Here is a 19,333-nt window from a genome sequence, read left to right as displayed (position 1 = left end):
AGAGGAGTCAAAGGACTCCCCGCTACTCTTCAAAATAACTGAGCAAATTTCTATCTTGATTTTCAGATAAAAATTGCTCCTTCTGTAACCTCTTCTTACGCTTTAGAAGGGCTTCAGCCGACATGGCTTCTGCCTTACTGGCAAAACCTTGAGCATAGATGAGTTTGACTGGCAAGCGTGCTCGTGTGTATTTGGCTCCCTTCCCACTATTGTGGACAGCGAGGCGTCTTCTCACATCAGTCGTATAGCCTGTATAGTAAGATCCATCACGACACTCCAGCACGTACATATAAGCCTTATGATCCATAATAAATCTCTTCGAGTTCCGGCGTATAAGAGCCATCATCATTGTGGACAATGAGAGGTGGCAAGACCTTAAAACCGCTTGTTGAGCCATCCTTGATAGCCTCAATCAAAAGCATATTGGCTTCCTTTTCTCTTTTTGGATAAACAAACTGCAGGCGCTTAGGGGCTAGATTATGCCGTTGTAAGGTATCCAAAATATCCAGAAGTCGATCAGGACGATGAACCATGGCCAACCGTCCATTAGACTTGAGAATACTCTGGGCACTACGACAGATTTCCTGCAAATTGGTCGTGATTTCATGGCGCGCCAAGAGATAATGTTCGCTCTCGTTCAGGTTTGAATGAGGATCCACCTTGAAATAAGGCGGATTACACAAAATCATATCCACCTTACTTCCCTGTATACGAGAAGGCATATTTTTCAAATCATCACAGATGACCTCCATCTGCTCTTCCAAACCATTCAAACGGACAGAGCGTTCAGCCATATCCGCCAAACGCTCCTGAATCTCAACAGCCAAAATCTGTGCCTGAGTACGGGTGCTGGCAAAAAGCCCCACTGCTCCATTCCCAGCGCAGAAATCCACTATCAAGCCCTTTTTAGGAAAACGTGGAAATCGTGACAAGAGAACACTATCCACCGAATAGCTAAAAACCTCTCTATTTTGAATGATTTTAATATCTGTCGAAAAGAGCTGGTTAATGCGCTCTCCTGATTTTAATAATTGTTCTTCTTCCATGGTTCTATTATAGCAAATTTATATTAACATTACAAATAATATAGATTTCTAACTAATTCTTCTGCTTCTTCAAATGTTGAAGGGCTTCCTTGGTCCAAATTGGCATCATTCTTTTGAGAGGCGCAAAGCCGTAGTTAAAGCGGTCGCTTGAAAAGCGTCTCCGTCTCGGAAACTGGTGCTTTTCTTCCTCCAAAGTGCGGATAGAAAGACTAGCTTTCCCTGTAAATTCATCTAAATCCACTACCTGAACCTGAACCTCTTCATCGACTTTCAAGGCTTCATGGATATTTTCAATAAAGCCTGTCCGAATCTCTGAAATGTGAATCAGCCCCGTATCACCCGTCTCTAGCTCAACAAAGGCACCGTAGGGCTGAATCCCTGTAATACGGCCCTTTAGCTTATCACCGATTTTCATCTTAGTCCTCGATTTCAATTGTTTCAATCACAACATCTTCAACTGGCTTGTCCATAGCCCCTGTCTCAACAGCAGCAATGGTATCCAAGACAGCGTAAGAAGCTTCATCAGCTAGCTGACCAAAAACAGTATGACGACGGTCTAGGTGAGGTGTCCCACCTTGGTTGGCATAGATTTCTGCGATCGGTTCTGGCCAACCTCCACGAGCAATTTCTTTCTTAGAATAAGGCAAATGTTGATTTTGCACGATAAAGAACTGGCTGCCGTTGGTATTTGGACCAGCATTGGCCATGGAAAGAGCACCACGGATATTGTAAAGTTCTTCTGAGAATTCATCCTCAAATGATTCGCCGTAGATTGACTCGCCACCCATACCAGTTCCAGTTGGATCTCCACCTTGGATCATAAAGTCCTTGATAATACGATGGAAAATGACACCATCATAGTAGCCATCTTTTGAAAGAGCTACAAAGTTAGCTACTGTTTTAGGAGCATGTTCAGGGAAGAGCTTAATACGCAAGTCTCCATGATTAGTCTTAATAGTCGCAAGAGGACCTTCTACTGTTTCAATGTCTACTTGTGGGAAATGCAATTCTTTTTCTACCATACCAAATCCTTCTAAGGCATCAAAAATGCCATCTTCTTCTAATGTTTTTGTAATATAATCTGCTTTTTCTTTGATGTTATCATGAGAAATTCCCATTGCAACGCTGATTCCAGCATAATCAAAGAGTTCCAAGTCGTTGAGTCCATCTCCAAAAACCATGACGTTCTCTGGTTTCAAGCCAAGGTGTTCTACAACCATTTCCACACCCATCGCTTTGGAGCCTGAAATCGGAACAATATCAGACGAATGTTGGTGCCAACGAATCATGCGAAGTTTGTCTGAGAGACTATCAGGCAAGTGCAAGTCATCTCCCTTATCTTCAAAAGTCCACATTTGATAGATATCTTCTTTTTCATGGAAATCGGGATCTACATCCAAATCAGAATAAATTGGATTGATCGCTTCACTAATCATATCGGTGCGAGTCGACAACTTGGCATCATGACTCCCAACCAAGCCATACTCAATTCCCTCTTGCTTAGCCCAAGAGATATACTCCTCAACATCTGACTTCTCAATCTGATGCTGATAAATGACATGACCTTTTTTATCTTCGATATAAGCCCCATTTAAGGTCACAAAAAAGTCAGGCTTGAGATCACGAATCTCTGGCACGACACCAAAAATCCCTCGTCCAGAAGCAATACCTGTCAAAATTCCTTTCTCACGTAATTGCTTAAAAACAGTTGGGATTGAAGCTGGAATAAAACCTGTCTTGGAATTTCTCAATGTATCATCAATATCAAAAAAGACAATCTTAATCTTTTTTGCCTTGTATCTTAATTTCGCATCCATATCACTACCTCTTTCAATCTAACTCTTTCCATTATACCATAAAGTAGCTAAATCCCACATCCCCAATAAAATCCTTGTCTCTTATCCGAATTCCTTTACTAGATACAAAACCAAATCATCATTATTTTGGCTAGTTGCATTCATTTCCAAGGGTTGATTTCTATACCAGACACCTGTCCCATCTGGAATGTAGCCCCGTCTGATATACAATCTCTGGGCAGGGCCATAGCCTAAGTGCAAACCTACACCAAGAGTAACCTTACTCGAAACAACCTTGACTCGTTTTTCTGCTTCTTCTAGCAGTTGATTCCCAATCCCTTGATTTCGAAAAGGCTCAAACACATTAAAATCTGATAATTCTGGATAGACTTCTGCAAAAGGACCATGTTTAGCAGAGGGCAAAATGGTAACGTAGCCCGCTACAGCACCATCAATCTCTGCAACTAAGACTTCTCTCTCCCCACTTTCCTGTTCCAGAAAATATCTAGCCAAAATTTCCTCTCTACCAGGCCAACCTTGATTCATAAATCCATGAGATAAGGATTCAATATCAGACTTAATCATATTTCTAATCGTACAATTCATCTTTGACTTACCCACCTTTACTCTTTTTATTACCATTATAGCACGCCAAGGTCAGAAAAAAACTATCTCGTGAAAAAAGACCCACCCGGGTCTTAATTCGCTTTCTTGTTTCCAAGCTCATGAAAAAGAGGTCCACCCGGACCTCTTTTTTAATCTTCGTTTACGAAAGGCATCAAAGCCATTACGCGAGCGCGTTTGATAGCTGTTGTTACTTTACGTTGGTTTTTAGCTGAAGTTCCTGTTACACGACGTGGAAGGATTTTCCCACGTTCTGAAACGAAACGGCTAAGAAGCTCAGTATCTTTGTAATCAACATATTCAATTTTGTTTGCTGCGATGTAATCAACTTTTTTACGGCGTTTGAATCCGCCACGACGTTGTTGAGCCATGTTTTTTCTCCTTTATAATTTTAGTTGTCCATTAGAATGGTAAATCATCATCTGAAATATCCAATGGATTTGTTGCTCCAAATGGATTTTCATCACGTGAAAAGTCTGGTACTGAATTTGTAGGCGCTGAATAGTTTGAACTTGGTGCAGAATAAGCTCCACCTGTATGACCTTCACGCACACTACGGCTTTCCAACATTTGGAAATTCTCAGCCACGACCTCTGTCACGTAGACACGTTGTCCTTGCTGGTTATCGTAACTACGAGTCTGGATACGACCTGTCACCCCGATAAGTGAGCCTTTTTTAGCCCAGTTAGCAAGGTTTTCAGCCTGTTGGCGCCACATAACGACATTGATAAAATCAGCCTCACGTTCGCCATTTTGACTCTTAAATGTACGGTTTACTGCAAGAGTAAAAGTCGCAACTGCTACATTTGATGGGGTATAACGTAACTCAGCGTCACGTGTCATACGCCCTACAAGTACAACATTGTTAATCATAGTTTACCTTCTTACGCGTCAGTTTTGACGATCATGTGACGAAGAATGTCAGCGTTGATTTTTGAAAGACGGTCAAACTCTTTAAGAGCAGCGTCGTCGTTTGCTTCAACGTTAACGATGTGGTAAAGTCCTTCACGGAAATCTTTGATTTCGTATGCAAGACGACGTTTTTCCCAAGTTTTTGATTCAACAACAGTTGCACCGTTGTCAGTCAAAATAGAGTCAAAACGTGCTACCAAAGCGTTTTTAGCTTCTTCTTCAATGTTTGGACGAATGATATAAAGAATTTCGTATTTAGCCATTGATATGTTCCTCCTTTTGGTCTAATGACCCCCAGACTTTGCAAGGGGTAAGTGAGGTTCGCTCACAATAAACTATTATACTAGAAAACAATTTTTTACGCAAGTAAAAACACTGAAATGCGAAAAAACGCCACATGGGCGTTTTCCTGTTCTTATGGTTTAATACGGTGCAACATACGTGGGAATGGAATAGCTTCACGGATGTGCTTTGTTCCTGCTGCGAAGGTTACCATACGTTCGATACCGATACCAAATCCTCCGTGTGGAACTGTACCGTATTTACGAAGGTCAAGGTAGAATTCATATTCTGTACGATCCATACCAAGTTCATCCATCTTAGCTACAAGAGCATCGTAGTCTTCCTCACGCATAGAACCACCGATGATTTCTCCATAGCCTTCTGGAGCAAGCAAGTCTGCACAAAGCACGCGCTCTGGATTTCCAGGAACTGGTTTCATGTAAAATGCCTTGATGGCTGCTGGATAGTTCATGACAAAAGTTGGCACACCAAAGTGGTTTGAAATCCACGTTTCGTGTGGTGAACCAAAGTCATCTCCATGCTCAAGATGTTCGTAGTCAGCGTCTTCATCATTTTCATGTTCTTGCAAGAGGTCAATGGCTTGATCGTAAGTGATACGTTTGAATGGCTCTGCAATGTAGCGTTTCAAGAGTTCTGTATCACGTTCTAAGGTTTCCAAGGCTTGAGACGCACGGTCAAGAACACCTTGAAGAAGAGCTTTAACATAAGCTTCTTGCAAGTCAAGTGACTCATCATGTGTCAAGTATGAGTACTCTGCATCCATCATCCAGAACTCAGTCAAGTGACGGCGCGTTTTTGATTTTTCAGCACGGAATACTGGACCAAAGTCAAAGACACGACCAAGAGCCATAGCACCTGCTTCTAGGTAAAGCTGACCTGATTGGCTCAAGTAGGCTGGAGTTCCGAAGTAGTCCGTTTCAAAGAGTTCAGTTGAATCTTCAGCCGCATTCCCTGACAAAATTGGGCTATCAAATTTCATGAAGCCGTTCTTGTCAAAGAACTCATAAGTTGCATAGATGATTGCGTTACGGATTTGCATCACAGCTACTTGCTTACGAGAACGAAGCCACAAGTGACGGTTGTCCATCAAGAAGTCTGTTCCGTGTTCTTTTGGTGTGATTGGGTAGTCTTGAGATTCACCAATCACTTCGATGTCTGTGATATCTAACTCATAGCCAAACTTAGATCGCTCATCTTCTTTGACAATACCTGTCACATAAACAGAAGTTTCTTGGCTCAAGCGTTTGATGACATCAAACTTTTCAGCTCCTACTTCTTCACCAAATTTTTCGATAAAGTTTGGTTTAAAGGCCACACCTTGGAAGAAGGCTGTTCCGTCACGCAATTGCAAGAAGGCGATTTTCCCTTTTCCTGATTTGTTGGCAACCCAAGCGCCAATCGTCACTTCCTGACCAATATAGTCTTTTACATCAATAATCGTTACACGTTTTGTCATTATTTTTCCTTTTCTTTTATTTTTCCATAAATACTTTCAAGCGTTTAACTGCTTCTTTAAGCGTGTCTAGGTCTGTCGCATAGCTGAGGCGCACATTTTCTGGCGCTCCGAATCCTGCTCCTGTTACCAAGGCCACTTCAGCTTCTTCAAGGATAGCAGTTGTAAAGTCTGTCACATCCGTATAGCCTTTCATCTCCATGGCCTTTTTGACATTTGGAAAGAGATAGAAGGCTCCTTGTGACTTAACGACTTCAAAACCAGGAACCTCACATAATAGCGGATAAATGGTATTGAGACGCTCCTCAAAAGCCTGACGCATGCTTTCTACAGTATCTTGCTCACCTGATAGAGCCTCAACTGCTGCATACTGGGCTACTGCTGAAGGGTTGGAGGTTGTTTGACCTGCAATCTTGGACATGGCAGCGATAATGTCTGCTTCTCCGACGGCATAGCCAATCCGCCAACCTGTCATAGCATAGGTTTTAGACACACCATTGATGACCACTGTTTGCTTGCGAATCGCTTCCGATAGGCTAGAAATGGGTGTAAACTCATGACCATTATAGACCAAGCGCCCATAGATATCATCTGCTAGGATGAGAATATCCTTTTCTACAGCCCAGTTTCCGATTGCCAAAAGTTCCTCACGGGTATAAATCATACCTGTCGGATTGGATGGTGAATTCAGCACCAAAACCTTGGTCTTGTCTGTTCGAGCTGCTTCTAACTGCTCTACAGTTACCTTAAAGTCATTGTCCTCTTTAGCAGGAACAAAAACTGGAATACCCTCTGCCATCTTGACCTGGTCTCCATAGCTGACCCAGTAGGGTGTTGGGATGATAACTTCATCACCTGGATTGACCACAGCCATAAAGAAGGTATAGAGAGAATATTTAGCTCCAGCAGCGACTGTCACTTGATTCGGCGCTACAGAATAGCCGTAAAAGCGCTCAAAATAGGCATTGACCGCCGCTTTGAGCTCTGGCAGACCTGAGGTTACTGTATAAAAAGAAGCACGCCCATCTTGAATCGATGCAATGGCGGCATCTTGAATATTTTTTGGAGTAGTGAAATCTGGCTCACCCAAGGTTAGAGATAGGATATCCCTTCCCTCAGCCTTCAGTGCTTTGGCACGGGCTCCAGCAGCCAAGGTCACACTTTCTTCCATTTCTAAAACACGGTTGGATAGTTTCATAGGCCCTCCTTATTGACCAATGCTCCTGTTTCAAAATCTACTAGATAAAAATCAGAGCCTGACTTGACTTCCCAGATTGGCTTGTCTTGATAACGGCCAAAGGTAATCTTGTCAATCTCACCAGCTCCTCTTTCCTTAGAAAGAGCTTCTGCTTTTTCTTGTGAAATACCCTGATTTAGCTGATAAACGTAAATCTTATGGTCATCTTTTCCAATCAGGACAGCAAGCGATTCTTGCTGTTTATTACGACCAAGAACACTATAATAAGATTCCAAGCCATTGTATAAGTCAACCTGATCAGTCTGCTCTAATCCTGCATACTGCTGAGCTAATTTTTCTCCTTCACTTTTAGCTGTTTGATAGGGTCTCATGCCAAGAGAAACCAGGTACAGAAATGAAGCACTGATAACCACAAACAAAATCGTCATCCCTAGACCATACTGCCACAGTAGATTATTTTTTGCTTTATTTTGTCTTTTTTTCACTCGTCTATTTTACCATCTATTGGGCTTTATTACAAGTGAATGCAAGAACAATCACATTTTATTTCTCCCTTCAAGCAAAATAGATTTTTCTTAGTTAAAACCGAGCAAGAAAAGTAATGACAGCTCCAAAATCAACCTATTAAAAAACCTGAGCTTGACACTCAAGTTTTCGTAATTTTTTTTGATCTATGGAATCACTTTATCATCCATTCTTTTAGCCATTTTTCCTAAAAATATAGCCAGTAGAAGGCTAATCAAAACTAAAAAGAAGCCTAGATAAAGAAATGTTACTACAAAGCCTAAATGGTCAATCAACCAGCCTGTCAGTGGAAAGAACACAATCATACTCAAGCTAAACATCATAGAGTAGACACTCAGCATGGTTGCCCTTACTTCACTTGGGAGCCGCTCTTGCAAATCATTGTCAAAAATCGGCTGAAAAAGAGCATATAGAGCATTGCTAATCAAATAAATCAAAATATAGATTAGAGGTGTTCCAAAATAGGACAACATATAGGTAACTCCAGTCAGCAGGACGAGGACAGGGAAAAGCTTCAAGGCGGCATAGTTCTTTCCAATCCTACTCGCTAGATAGACTGCAAGGATATTCAAGAGACTACCAAGTAGCATAACTGCTGAAATTTGCCAACTACTTAAATCTGGTAACTGATTTTGATAGTAAAAATAAAACATGCACATGAGTGTTCCGACAATCTGAGATAAAATCATCCAGTTGAAGAGCATGGGATTTCGCTCCAACTCTTCCTTAACGGTCCAAATAATCTGTTTCATGGTCACACTATCAGATTTTTCTAGCTTGACAGTGGGCTCTTTCAGCATCCAAATCAGGAAAAGAACTATAATAGAAGCGGCAATCATGACATAGTAGGTCAGATGCAATTGACCATGGACAAAAAATCCCGCCAACACTGTCCCCAAAGACCGAGTTCCTTCTGCTACTCCTGACATAAAACTTGAAATAGATAAGTAACGCTCCTTTAGTCCAGCCTCTACAGCCGAGTCATAGACCATTGCTGCGCTTGTGCCTGAATCAAAATTATAAGACAAGGCACTTACCGCCATCGCTAAGGCATAAATCCAAAAATTTCCCTGCCCAGCCAACATAAGAATAGAAGACACAATCCCTGCTATACGACTTAAATAAAGGTTGGTCTTATAGGAATAGCGGTCAGCTAACATTCCAGATGGAATTTCACAGATAAGACTGGTCGTATGAAAGATACTTTCCAGAAGTCCAATCTGCCAAAGAGACATGCCGTTTTGACTGAGAAAGAGAATCCAAAAACTGGTAATCCCTAAAAATGCAAAAAACTCAACTCCGGCCATCAGACCAATATTTTTCCGATAATTTCTTATTAACATCTTTTCTCCTTAACAAGTGTATTATTATTTCTTTTGTCCGTCACTTGTTAACCTATGCCTTACATGATCTCCACTCCTTTTAGAAGCATTCTTCAATGCCATTATTTTCGTTTAATTGTTTATGAAATGATACCGGAAAAACTGGTCTGTAGTTTCTATTGCGCGTTTTCTTGTTTATTTTAGCACTTATGTCATCATATTACAAGAGAACATAGGAGTACTCTTCGAAAATCAAATTCAAACAACGTCAGCTTTATCTACAACCTCAAAGCTGTGCTTTTAGCAACCTGCGGCTAGCTTCCTAGTTTGCTCTTTGATTTTCATTGAGTATAAGTAACCAATTCTATTTCTCCCTTCAAACAAAACCGATTTTGAAAGTGATACAATTCTTACTTTCCAGTCTCAAGTGACTAGAGTTTCATCAATTTTATAATTTTCAAATAAACTCTGAGCAAATTTCTTGCAAGTCCTTTTGTTTTGTTGTAATATATTTTATAACAACGAGAGAGTTCTCGGAAATTTAAGAAAAAGGAGACACATCATGTCTAAAAAAGTATTATTTATCATCGGATCACTACGTCAAGGCTCTTTCAACCACCAAATGGCGCTCGAAGCTGAGAAAGCACTTGCTGGTAAAGCAGAAGTTAGCTACCTTGATTATTCAGCCTTTCCTCTCTTCAGCCAAGATTTGGAAGTTCCAACTCACCCAGCTGTAGCTGCTGCTCGTGAAGCAGTTCTCGCTGCGGATGCTATCTGGATCTTCTCTCCAGTCTACAACTTCTCTATCCCTGGAACAGTGAAGAACTTGCTTGACTGGCTATCTCGTGCCCTTGACTTGTCTGATACACGCGGTGCTTCTGCCCTTCAAGACAAATTTGTCACAGTATCATCTGTAGCCAATGCAGGTCACGATCAACTTTTCGCTATCTACAAGGACCTTTTGCCATTTATCCGTACACAAGTCGTTGGTAATTTCACTGCTGCACGTGTTAATGACTCTGCCTGGGCAGACGGAAAATTGGTTCTCGAAGAAACAGTCCTAAACTCACTTGAAAAACAAGCAGAAGACTTGGTCGTAGCAATTCAGTAAAAAATAGAGAATTTTAAGAAGTCTAAATCAATTATAGCCACCTCATAAGGTGGCATTTTTAGACTCAATCAAAATTTTCCGACAAACATCAGCCATCCAAAAAAACCTTGAGCGTTACCACTCAAGGTTTTTAGCAGTCTTTTCCATCATAGGAAAACCATTCTAAGAATATTCTTTCATTCGAGATCTATCACTTATCATCTTCTTTCGAGAAACTAATGACTGCTTGTTGCTGATTAATCTTCTTTTCTTCGACCTACATATAGGCTCAATAGAATACCGCTACCTAGAAGAACAGAGATATAATCAGATTGGCTTCCAGTTTCAGGTAATTTGTCACCATGATTTTCTTTACCTGTAGTTGGTGCTACTGGGTTAGAAGTTAATGGTGTTACCGGTTGAACTGGTACATTTGGATTTGGTTGTGTTGGAACTTCAGAAATGTTTGAAGTTGGTTTGTCATTGACTTCTGGCATACCAGGTACTCCGCCATTAAATTCTGGAATTTCATGAACTGGAGGTGTTGGCATTCCTGGAACTTCTGGATTAGGAAGTTCATTGACTTCAGGCATACCTGGCACACCACCATTAAACTCTGGAATTTCATGGACTGGTGGTGTTGGCATTCCTGGAACTTCTGCTTCAGGAAGTTCATTCACTTCTGGCATTCCTGGTACTCCACCGTTAAATTCTGGTACTTCGTGCACTGGTGGCGTTGGAATTTCTGGAAGTTCTAATTCTGGTTTTTCATAAACCGGAGGATCAAGTGGTGTTACCCCTCCTGTATATTCCGGTAATTCATTAACTGGTGGAACTGGTTTGTCATTTGATGGTGTTACTGGTTTATCTTTGCAACCACATTTACCATCTTTTCCGTCTTTAACAACTGTTTTTGTCACAGTTCCGTCAGAATTGATGATTGTGATTGTATGACTACCATTTCCATTATCTTCAACAGAAACTTTTGGTGATTTACCATCTTTACCGTCTTTAATCACCATTTCTGTCTTACTTCCATCTGGATTAATGATTGTAACAACGTGAGTTCCATCGTTATTATTTTTAACAGTTACAGTTGGTGAAACGCCATCTTTACCGTCTTTACCATCTTTGATAATAGATTTGTATTCACGGCCATCAGAATCAACAATTGTCAATGTGTGAGTTCCGTCTCCGTTATCAACGATGTTCGCTTTTGGTGATTTACCATCAAAGATTGTAGTTGTCGTTTCTTTACCATCAGCACCTGTCACCTTAATAGTGTGCGAACCGTTGTTGTTATCAATCACTTCAAGTTTTGGTGATTTACCATCACGAACTATAGTTGTTGTAGTTGTACCGTCTGAGTTCACAACTGTGATAGTGTGAGTACCATCTCCGTTATCCACAACCTTAGCAGTTGGTGATTTACCGTCACGAACTGTTGTTTCAGAAACAGTACCATTACCGTTTTCTACATGAATTGTGTAAGTACCATCATGGTTGTCAGTAACAGTCGCTACTGGTGATTTACCATCTTTAATGATTGTTTCAGTAGTAGTTCCATCACCATTTAGAACTGAAATCTTATGAGTTCCATTTTGTTCGTCAGTAATAGTAACTTTTGGTGATTTACCATCACGAACTGTGGTTTCAGTTGTCACACCTTCTGGATTTGTAATAACGATCGTATGACTTCCGTCTCCATTGTCACGAACAGATGCGGTTGGAGTACGTCCGTCAACACCGTCACGTCCATTTTTCACAACAAACTCATTCTTAGTTCCGTCTGGGTTAGTGATTGTTACTGTGTGGCTTCCATCTGGATTTTCTGTTGTAGTTGCTGTTGCAGCTTTACCGTCTTTACCATCTTTGATGATAGCGTTGGTAACATTACCGTCTCCATCCGTAACTTTAACAGTATGAGTTCCATCTCCGTTATCCGTTACTTCAACTTTTGGAGTCTTACCGTCTTTACCGTTTTTAACAACTGTTTCTTTAGTTGTTCCATCTGGATTTGTTACAGTGATTGTGTGGCTTCCATCTGGGTTTTCTGTAGTTGTGATAGTTGCAGTTTTACCGTCTTTACCATCTTTAACTTTAGTTGTTGATTCAGAACCATCAGGGTTTCTAACAGTAATAGAGTGTGTTCCATCTCCATTGTCCGTTACATTTACAACTGGTGATTTACCGTCTGCTCCGTTTTCACCTTTGTCGCCTTTTTCACCTTTAAGTCCATCAAGAACTGTTGCAAGTGGTTTTGTAGGATCTAATGGTTGTCCTGGATTTGCTGGATCTTCTACATAAATCTTAGTCTCGTTACCTTCTTTTTTAGCAACTAAAGATTTTCCATCTTTACCATCTTTACCGTCTTTAATATTAACAGTTACTGGATCTTTCCCTGGAACAGTAATTGTTACATCTGTGCTCTTGCCATCTGCACCTGGTTTTGTAGTGATTTCTGGAGTTTTACCATCTTCACCTTTATCACCTTTAGGTCCTTTGATGTTGCCTGCTGGTTCCCATGCATTGTTCTTCTTAACGAAGACATCGCCTGTTTCAGTATTAACGAAGCTATCTCCATCTTTGCCGTCTGTAGCTTTTGGATCTACTTTTCCGTTTAATACTTCTTTACCATCACGACCAGATGCTCCATCTTTGATCATTTCTGACCCTAGAAGTTCATCAGTTCCTGGAGTATATTTGCCGTCTCCATTTTCATCTGTGTAGAATGTTACGATTGTGTGAGATGGATTTCCATTTTGTCCTTCAACACGTAATAAGTCAACTTTTGGAGTTTTCCCATTTAGACCATTTTCTCCATTTTTAACATTTACTGTCACTGGATTTTTCCCTGGTACAGTGAATGTAATATCAGAACTGTTTCCATCTTTACCAGGTGTAACTGTTACTTCTGGAGTTTTTCCGTCTTCACCTTTTGGACCTTTGATGTTGCCTGCTGGTTCCCATGCATTGTTCTTCTTAACGAAGACATCGCCTGTTTCAGTATTAACGAAGCTATCTCCATCTTTGCCGTCTGTAGCTTTTGGATCTACTTTTCCGTTTAATACTTCTTTACCGTCACGACCAGATGCTCCATCCGCACCTTTTGCTCCATCTTGTCCATCTTTAACTACTGTTGTTTGAACAAGTGTGTCTGTTCCTTCTGTGTAGTTTCCGTCGCCATCTTTGTCAATGTAGAAGGTTAATGTAGTTTGTTTCTTCGCTTCATCTCGTTCTGCTTTGACTTTTGGTGTTTGTCCATCTGCACCGTTTTTAACGATGGTTGTTAGGGATGGTTTGTTGTCTGGTTGGGTGATGGTGATGGTGTGTGTGCCGTTATTGTTATCTGTTACGGTTACTTCTGGTGTGAAGCCGTCTTTTCCGTTTTCACCCTTGTCACCTTTAGGTCCTTTGATGTTGCCTGCTGGTTCCCATGCATTGTTCTTCTTAACGAAGACATCGCCTGTTTCAGTATTAACGAAGCTATCTCCATCTTTGCCGTCTGTAGCTTTTGGATCTACTTTTCCGTTTAATACTTCTTTACCGTCACGACCAGATGCTCCATCCGCACCTTTTGCTCCATCTTGTCCATCTTTAACTACTGTTGTTTGAACAAGTGTGTCTGTTCCTTCTGTGTAGTTTCCGTCGCCATCTTTGTCAATGTAGAAGGTTAATGTAGTTTGTTTCTTCGCTTCATCTCGTTCTGCTTTGACTTTTGGTGTTTGTCCATCTGCACCGTTTTTTCCATCAGTCCCATTGTAAACATCTTTTGTATTTAATATAGTATCTCCTTCATCAAACACATCATTATTGTTTTTATCATCATAAACAGTAATTTGAATTCCTGAACGACTTGATACACCTGCCGATTCGGCAGATTTTGTTATATCTTCTACTTTAATTTTCGGAGCTCTACCGTCCTTACCATTTTCACCTTTGTCACCTTTTTGACCTTGTTCTCCTTGAGGCCCTCTAATATTACCGATTTTCCCCCAAGCTCCATCTCTCTTTTTATACACATCTCCTGTTGTAGCATCAATGTATGTATCACCATCTTTACCATCTTCTGGCCTTGGAGCTATAATTCCACTTAATAATTCAGCTCCTCTTATAGCATCTTTACCATCATTACCATTCTCTCCTTTTGGAGCAGGAGGAATAACAGTACTTGATATCAACTCATCACCTTCATCAAATACACCATTATGATTATTATCATAATATGCTTTTATTTCGGTTCCCGCATATTCACCTGATGGTTTAGGTTGAGTTGATGGTGGTTGTGATGCTGTTGAACCTGCAGTTGCTGGTTGTGAACCTGTTAAACCTGTAGTTGATGGTTGTACTGTTTCTGATGACTCAGTTGCACTTCTATCTTCATCTGGTAATGCTCTTCTATTTCTTGCACTTCTTGATGTTCCAGAAGGTTGTGAATTAGAAGTTGATCCAACACCTCTTCTAACTGCTTCCACCAATGCATTTAAGTCAATAGTTGGTGTACGTCCATCTTTACCATCTTTAATGTTAACTGTTACAGGCTCTTCTCCAGAAACTGTAAATGTAATGTCAGTACTATGACCATCTTCTCCACGAGCAGTTGTCACTTTAGGAGTTGCACCCTTATCACCTTTTTCACCTTTGGCTCCATCCGCAATTACAACTTCTTTTAGTTTTGTATCGCCTGCATCAAATTCGTTGTTATCATTTTGGTCATAATAGAATATAACGGTCGTTGTTTTATCTGCGTCATTTCGTTGAGTCGCAACTAATGGACTTGCTCCATCGAAACCATCTCTTACAACAGTACTTGTAACATTACCTCTACCGTCGTTAATCGTGATAGTATGAGTGCCGTCATCTTTATTATCTTTAACGGTTACGGTTGGAGTTACACCGTCACGACCTGCCTGACCTTGGTCTCCTTTTTCACCTTTAGCTCCAGTGAGTCCACGTTCACCTCGGTCTCCTTTTTCACCTTTAGCTCCAGTTAAACCGCGCTCGCCTTGGTCCCCTTTTTCACCTTTAGCTCCAGTTAGACCGCGTTCGCCTTGGTCTCCTTTTTCACCTTTAGCTCCAGTGAGTCCACGTTCGCCTCGGTCTCCTTTTTCACCTTTAGCTCCAGTTAGACCGCGTTCACCTTGGTCTCCTTTTTCACCTTTAGCTCCAGTTAAACCGCGTTCGCCTTGATCTCCTTTTTCACCTTTAGCTCCAGTTAAACCGCGTTCACCTTGGTCTCCTTTTTCACCTTTGGCTCCATCTTTAATAGCAATTTTTTGAACAAGTTCATCTACACCTTCTGTATAAACCCCGTTGCCATCGTTATCAAGATAGAAAGTAAGATTATTTGTATCACCGACTTTATTTTGATCAACACGTGGTTTTACTGTATCGATTAGCTCTTTAGCAACACCAATTTGCAGAATACGTGGCTTAGCTTCTTTAGTGACACTATTACTAATTGGCAATCCTAAAATTGTTTCGTTACCAAATCGATGGACTTTATAGGTAATTTGACGTTGTCCTTTTTCACCTTCTCTGACTAATCTAGTTTGGCCTTCTGGCAATTTACTAGTTGGAAGGTAGACTGTTTGGAAGTCAATGTCTTCTGTAACAACCTTGTTACTAGAACCACCATTTGGATTGGCATCCAAGTATAGTGGGTTTGCTCTATAATAATAGTTAGAGTTACTGTATGGATCATTGCTAGTAGCGGCACCGCCACCACCTTGATCCACGTTAAAAGTAACAGGTTTCAAACGGACAGACAAATCACCATTTGGATTGTTGATTGGCAAACTGAATCTGATTGTCTGTTGCATACTTGTTTCAGTAGCAGAGGTCATAGTATATCCTGAGTGAGATACGAAGTTGGCACCCTGGCTAATAGGTTTTGATTGCTCTCTTAATCTTGGAGTTGTGATAGTTGCATTTGAAGGATTTCCAAATCCATCCCCTTTATCCAAGATAAAGTTATTATTAACAAATTCACCTGGACCAGAATATTGAATTGTGAAATTCAATCTATTACCTTGACGTACTGTCGTCACATCGTAATGAATTGAATTACCACCACGTGCGTTCCCGTAGCCACGAAAACTGTAACTACGACCAGATTGACTGATATCTGTAAATGCAACTGTATTCCCAGAACCTGAGACAATCGGGTTGGCTGGATTGCTAGCCGCTCTAAAACCACTATGCCCCTTCTCCAAGTCTTCCTTACGGATAGCTGGATTTTGGCGAGCATCAGAAAGGCTTAAACCTGGTTTCAAGATTTCATTAGTAGATGCTGGAGCTGAAGTTGTTTCTACTTTGGCAGCTGTGCTAGCTGGCAAAACAACACTATCAAGAGCTGAACGATTAGTTGTAGGAGCTTGCTTAGTTTCTTCTTCTGCTTCATCTGCATCAGCTTTCTTCGCTACAGAAGTTTCTGATACAGTTCCTTTATCAGAGTTAGAGCGGAGTTCCAGTCCAATGACAGCTGATTGAATAGATGACTCCGCTGCTGATAATTCAGCTTCAGTTGCATCTGCTTTCCCAAGCAAACTTTGACCAGCTTGGATACTTGCTTTCAAGTTTGCAGCACTAGCTTCTGTATATAATTTTGCTTCTAATTTTTTTGCACGCGAAAGAGCCGTTAACAATTTTGATTTATCAACTGCACTTTGATGAGAAACTTCCTCTTTTTCCACTTTAGGTTCTTCAACCTTTTCTACAGTTGCCTTAACAGCTTCAGATTTAGCTGGAGTCACCTCTACTGGATTAACAACAGTTGGAGCTGCGTAGGTAGTTTCTTTCTTAGCTGTAGAAACTTCTGCTGGTTTAGTAGTTTCTGCTATCTTATCAACAGAAACACTGTTAGTTGCCTCAGGATTTTGTTCCTCTGCTTGCGTATTGACAGCAGTTCCCAAGACTAAGGCTGTTCCGAGCAGTACACTAGCTGCCCCAAAGTGATACTTACGAATAGAAAAACGTTGTTGCATTTTATACCAATCAAATGATTTTCTCTGTGCCTGTTTCATATTCTTTACCTCAATATAATTTTATACTATACAATTTACATCTATTTTTTATATAATTCAATATGGTTTTACAGATTAATATATAGTATTTTTTCCCTCAAGATTCATTTAAATTGTTCTAATCAAAGTGAATTTACTGACAAAAAAATGATTCTCATATTTTGGTACAAATAGTACAGAAAAATAATATAGAGGTAAAAATGTAATCGCAAAATCAATACAAATATTCCATTAACATTTAATTGCCCTCCTATATTCGATTCATAAATATTGTTTTAAGATCAAATCGGATTATTATCCATCTTAACAATATCAATATTAGCATTTTTATTATAGACTATGATATAATGAGCTTAGGAGGATAGAACCCTATGAGATCTCTATTATCTACAAAAGAACAACGACAATTGCGACTACTTGAAATACTCATTCAGGAACGAGATTGGATACGTCTAAACGAGTTAGCACAAACTTTAGAATGCACCGAGCGTATCCTGAAAAATGACTTAAACGAACTACGAACAGCATTCCCAACTTTCAAAATTCAATCTTCTATCAATGGCATTATGCTAAATCTAGATACAGCGGCAAGTATAGAAGATATTTATATTTATTTCCTCAGTCATTCCCAATCTTTTCAGTTATTAGAATATATGTTTTTTAACGAAGGATTGCCTATTTACCGAACTGTAGAAAAACTGCATTCTAGTAATGCCAATCTTTATCGTTTAGGAAATCGAATCACCACCATTCTCTCGAAACAATTCCAAATTGAACTGTCTTTTACTCCAACATCCCTGAATGGAAATGAAATCGATATTCGCTATTTTTATGCCCAATACTTTTCAGAGCGATATTATTTTCTAGACTGGCCTTTCCCAGATATTTCTGAAAAAGTCATAACAGAGTTCGCTGACTACTTCTATAAATCCACAAATTACCCAATGCGATTTGCAATCTATAGAATGTATAAGCTGATGCTCGCAATTAGTATTCATCGAGTAAAAAATGGACATTTCATTGATTTGCCGAATCATTTTTACCAAGACTACTATCCTGTTTTAATGAATTTACCAGATTTTGAGGACAAGCTTGCATACTTCTCTCAACAATTTGGACTGGAAATGACTCCAGATATTGTGGCCCAAATTTTCATTTCCTTTCTTCAAAATGATATTTTTCTAGATCCACAGCAATTCTTTGATTCTCTAAATAAAAATGATGAATCTCGCTATTCTTATCAGTTATTAAGCCAAATTTTGGAACGATTATCTAAAGCATTTAATATTAAATTTGCTAATCATGATGAACTCATTTGGCACCTGCACAATACAGCTTATTTTGAAAGACAGGAAACCTTTTCAACACCACTCTTATTTGAGCAAAAGAGAATTACACTAGAAAAATTCAAGGTCTATTTCCCAGACTTTATGGAAAGTGCTCGTCAAGAACTGGCTCAATATCGACAAGCAATTGGACAGCATGACCATCCTGAACAGTTGGAACACTTGATGTATACCATCTTAACCCATACTGAAAACCTCTCTACTCAGTTGTTAGAAAATCGACCACCTATCAAGGTTTTGATTATCAATAACTTTGACCATGCTATCTCCCTTACCTTTGTTGATATGCTTTCCTATTACTGTAATAACCGTTTTACCTTCGATATTTGGGATGAATTAGAAACAAGTCCTGAGATTTTAAATCAGACAGATTACGATATCATCGTGTCTAATTTCTACATTCCAGGGATTACCAAGAAGTTTATTTGCCGAAACCATCTATCAATCATGGATTTGGTTAATCATCTTAATACTTTATCAAATGAGATTCATTTTTCTAACTCTTTATAGACTAAGCAATAGTTGGAAAAGAAATCGTAAAACTCCTAAAAAAAAAAACGCATCATATGTACTGATCCCAAAAAGTTGGACAAATAATTATTGAAAGGATTTAGTTCTGTATTGGACAGGACTAAGTCCTTTTAGTTTTACCTTAATTCGTTTGTTGTTGTAGTAATCGATATAGTCTATAAT

Annotated in this window: 16 protein-coding genes; 2 read left to right on the top strand and 14 right to left on the bottom strand. The window is 39.9% G+C overall.

From position 1 onward, the window contains the following. Positions 1-22 precede the first annotated feature (22 nt). The 12 genes from FJR73_RS02215 to FJR73_RS02160 all read right to left on the bottom strand — a co-directional run bounded on the left by FJR73_RS02215 (position 23) and on the right by FJR73_RS02160 (position 9,200). Positions 23-307, bottom strand: coding sequence for a GIY-YIG nuclease family protein (locus tag FJR73_RS02215; RefSeq protein ID WP_000349610.1), 285 nt, complete (start codon positions 305-307; stop codon positions 23-25). After that, complete coding sequence (locus FJR73_RS02210) at positions 297-1,046, bottom strand: tRNA1(Val) (adenine(37)-N6)-methyltransferase (RefSeq protein WP_000390771.1); 750 nt, start codon at positions 1,044-1,046, stop codon at positions 297-299. Before FJR73_RS02210 ends, FJR73_RS02215 begins: the two co-directional genes overlap by 11 nt. 52 nt (positions 1,047-1,098) lie before the next feature. Further along, positions 1,099-1,461, bottom strand: coding sequence for a S1 RNA-binding domain-containing protein (locus FJR73_RS02205; protein WP_023943268.1), 363 nt, complete (start codon positions 1,459-1,461; stop codon positions 1,099-1,101). Position 1,462: 1 nt separating this feature from the next. Continuing rightward, positions 1,463-2,863, bottom strand: a complete 1,401-nt coding sequence (locus FJR73_RS02200) for a bifunctional Cof-type HAD-IIB family hydrolase/peptidylprolyl isomerase (protein WP_140833060.1) — start codon at positions 2,861-2,863, stop codon at positions 1,463-1,465. A gap of 81 nt (positions 2,864-2,944) precedes the next feature. Beyond that, positions 2,945-3,448, bottom strand: a complete 504-nt coding sequence (locus FJR73_RS02195) for a GNAT family N-acetyltransferase (RefSeq protein ID WP_033680529.1) — start codon at positions 3,446-3,448, stop codon at positions 2,945-2,947. Positions 3,449-3,597: 149 nt separating this feature from the next. Next, complete coding sequence (rpsR, locus tag FJR73_RS02190) at positions 3,598-3,837, bottom strand: 30S ribosomal protein S18 (protein ID WP_000068664.1); 240 nt, start codon at positions 3,835-3,837, stop codon at positions 3,598-3,600. Between the two features lie 31 nt (positions 3,838-3,868). Further along, a complete protein-coding gene (ssbA, locus tag FJR73_RS02185; RefSeq protein WP_000609602.1) occupies positions 3,869-4,339 on the bottom strand; it encodes a single-stranded DNA-binding protein SsbA in 471 nt (156 codons plus the stop codon). An 11-nt stretch (positions 4,340-4,350) separates the two neighbouring features. After that, on the bottom strand, positions 4,351-4,641 hold the full coding sequence (rpsF, locus tag FJR73_RS02180; protein ID WP_001151784.1) for a 30S ribosomal protein S6: 291 nt from the start codon (positions 4,639-4,641) through the stop codon (positions 4,351-4,353). A 152-nt stretch (positions 4,642-4,793) separates the two neighbouring features. Next, complete coding sequence (gene asnS / locus FJR73_RS02175; RefSeq protein WP_023943275.1) at positions 4,794-6,137, bottom strand: asparagine--tRNA ligase; 1,344 nt, start codon at positions 6,135-6,137, stop codon at positions 4,794-4,796. 16 nt (positions 6,138-6,153) lie between these two features. Further along, positions 6,154-7,332 (bottom strand): pyridoxal phosphate-dependent aminotransferase, encoded by a 1,179-nt coding sequence (locus FJR73_RS02170; RefSeq protein ID WP_023943277.1) that lies wholly within the window; start codon positions 7,330-7,332, stop codon positions 6,154-6,156. After that, complete coding sequence (locus FJR73_RS02165; RefSeq protein ID WP_061759407.1) at positions 7,329-7,817, bottom strand: DUF5590 domain-containing protein; 489 nt, start codon at positions 7,815-7,817, stop codon at positions 7,329-7,331. Before FJR73_RS02165 ends, FJR73_RS02170 begins: the two co-directional genes overlap by 4 nt. A 186-nt stretch (positions 7,818-8,003) precedes the next feature. After that, the gene (locus FJR73_RS02160) at positions 8,004-9,200 is read right to left on the bottom strand and encodes an MFS transporter (protein ID WP_140833058.1); all 1,197 of its coding nucleotides are present in this window, start codon (positions 9,198-9,200) and stop codon (positions 8,004-8,006) included. A 541-nt stretch (positions 9,201-9,741) separates the two neighbouring features. Here FJR73_RS02160 and FJR73_RS02155 point away from each other — a divergent pair. Continuing rightward, positions 9,742-10,290, top strand: coding sequence for an NADPH-dependent FMN reductase (locus tag FJR73_RS02155; protein WP_140833056.1), 549 nt, complete (start codon positions 9,742-9,744; stop codon positions 10,288-10,290). A 236-nt stretch (positions 10,291-10,526) separates the two neighbouring features. On the opposite strand, the gene FJR73_RS02150 is transcribed toward FJR73_RS02155, so the two are convergent. Further along, positions 10,527-17,294, bottom strand: a complete 6,768-nt coding sequence (locus tag FJR73_RS02150; RefSeq protein WP_140833054.1) for an SIALI-17 repeat-containing surface protein — start codon at positions 17,292-17,294, stop codon at positions 10,527-10,529. A 371-nt stretch (positions 17,295-17,665) separates the two neighbouring features. Between FJR73_RS02150 and FJR73_RS02145 the strand changes: the two genes are divergently transcribed. After that, positions 17,666-19,150: a M protein trans-acting positive regulator PRD domain-containing protein gene (locus tag FJR73_RS02145; protein WP_140833052.1), complete on the top strand. Its 1,485-nt coding sequence runs from the start codon at positions 17,666-17,668 to the stop codon at positions 19,148-19,150. An 87-nt stretch (positions 19,151-19,237) separates the two neighbouring features. On the opposite strand, the gene FJR73_RS02140 is transcribed toward FJR73_RS02145, so the two are convergent. Next, positions 19,238-19,333 (bottom strand): IS3 family transposase (locus FJR73_RS02140; RefSeq protein WP_138699220.1); only part of this gene is annotated, 96 nt, incomplete at its 5' end.

Source organism: Streptococcus sp. D2 (genome assembly GCF_006385825.1).
GTDB classification, from domain to species: Bacteria; Bacillota; Bacilli; order Lactobacillales; family Streptococcaceae; genus Streptococcus; species Streptococcus shenyangsis.
This window is presented reverse-complemented; position numbering and strand designations above follow the sequence as displayed.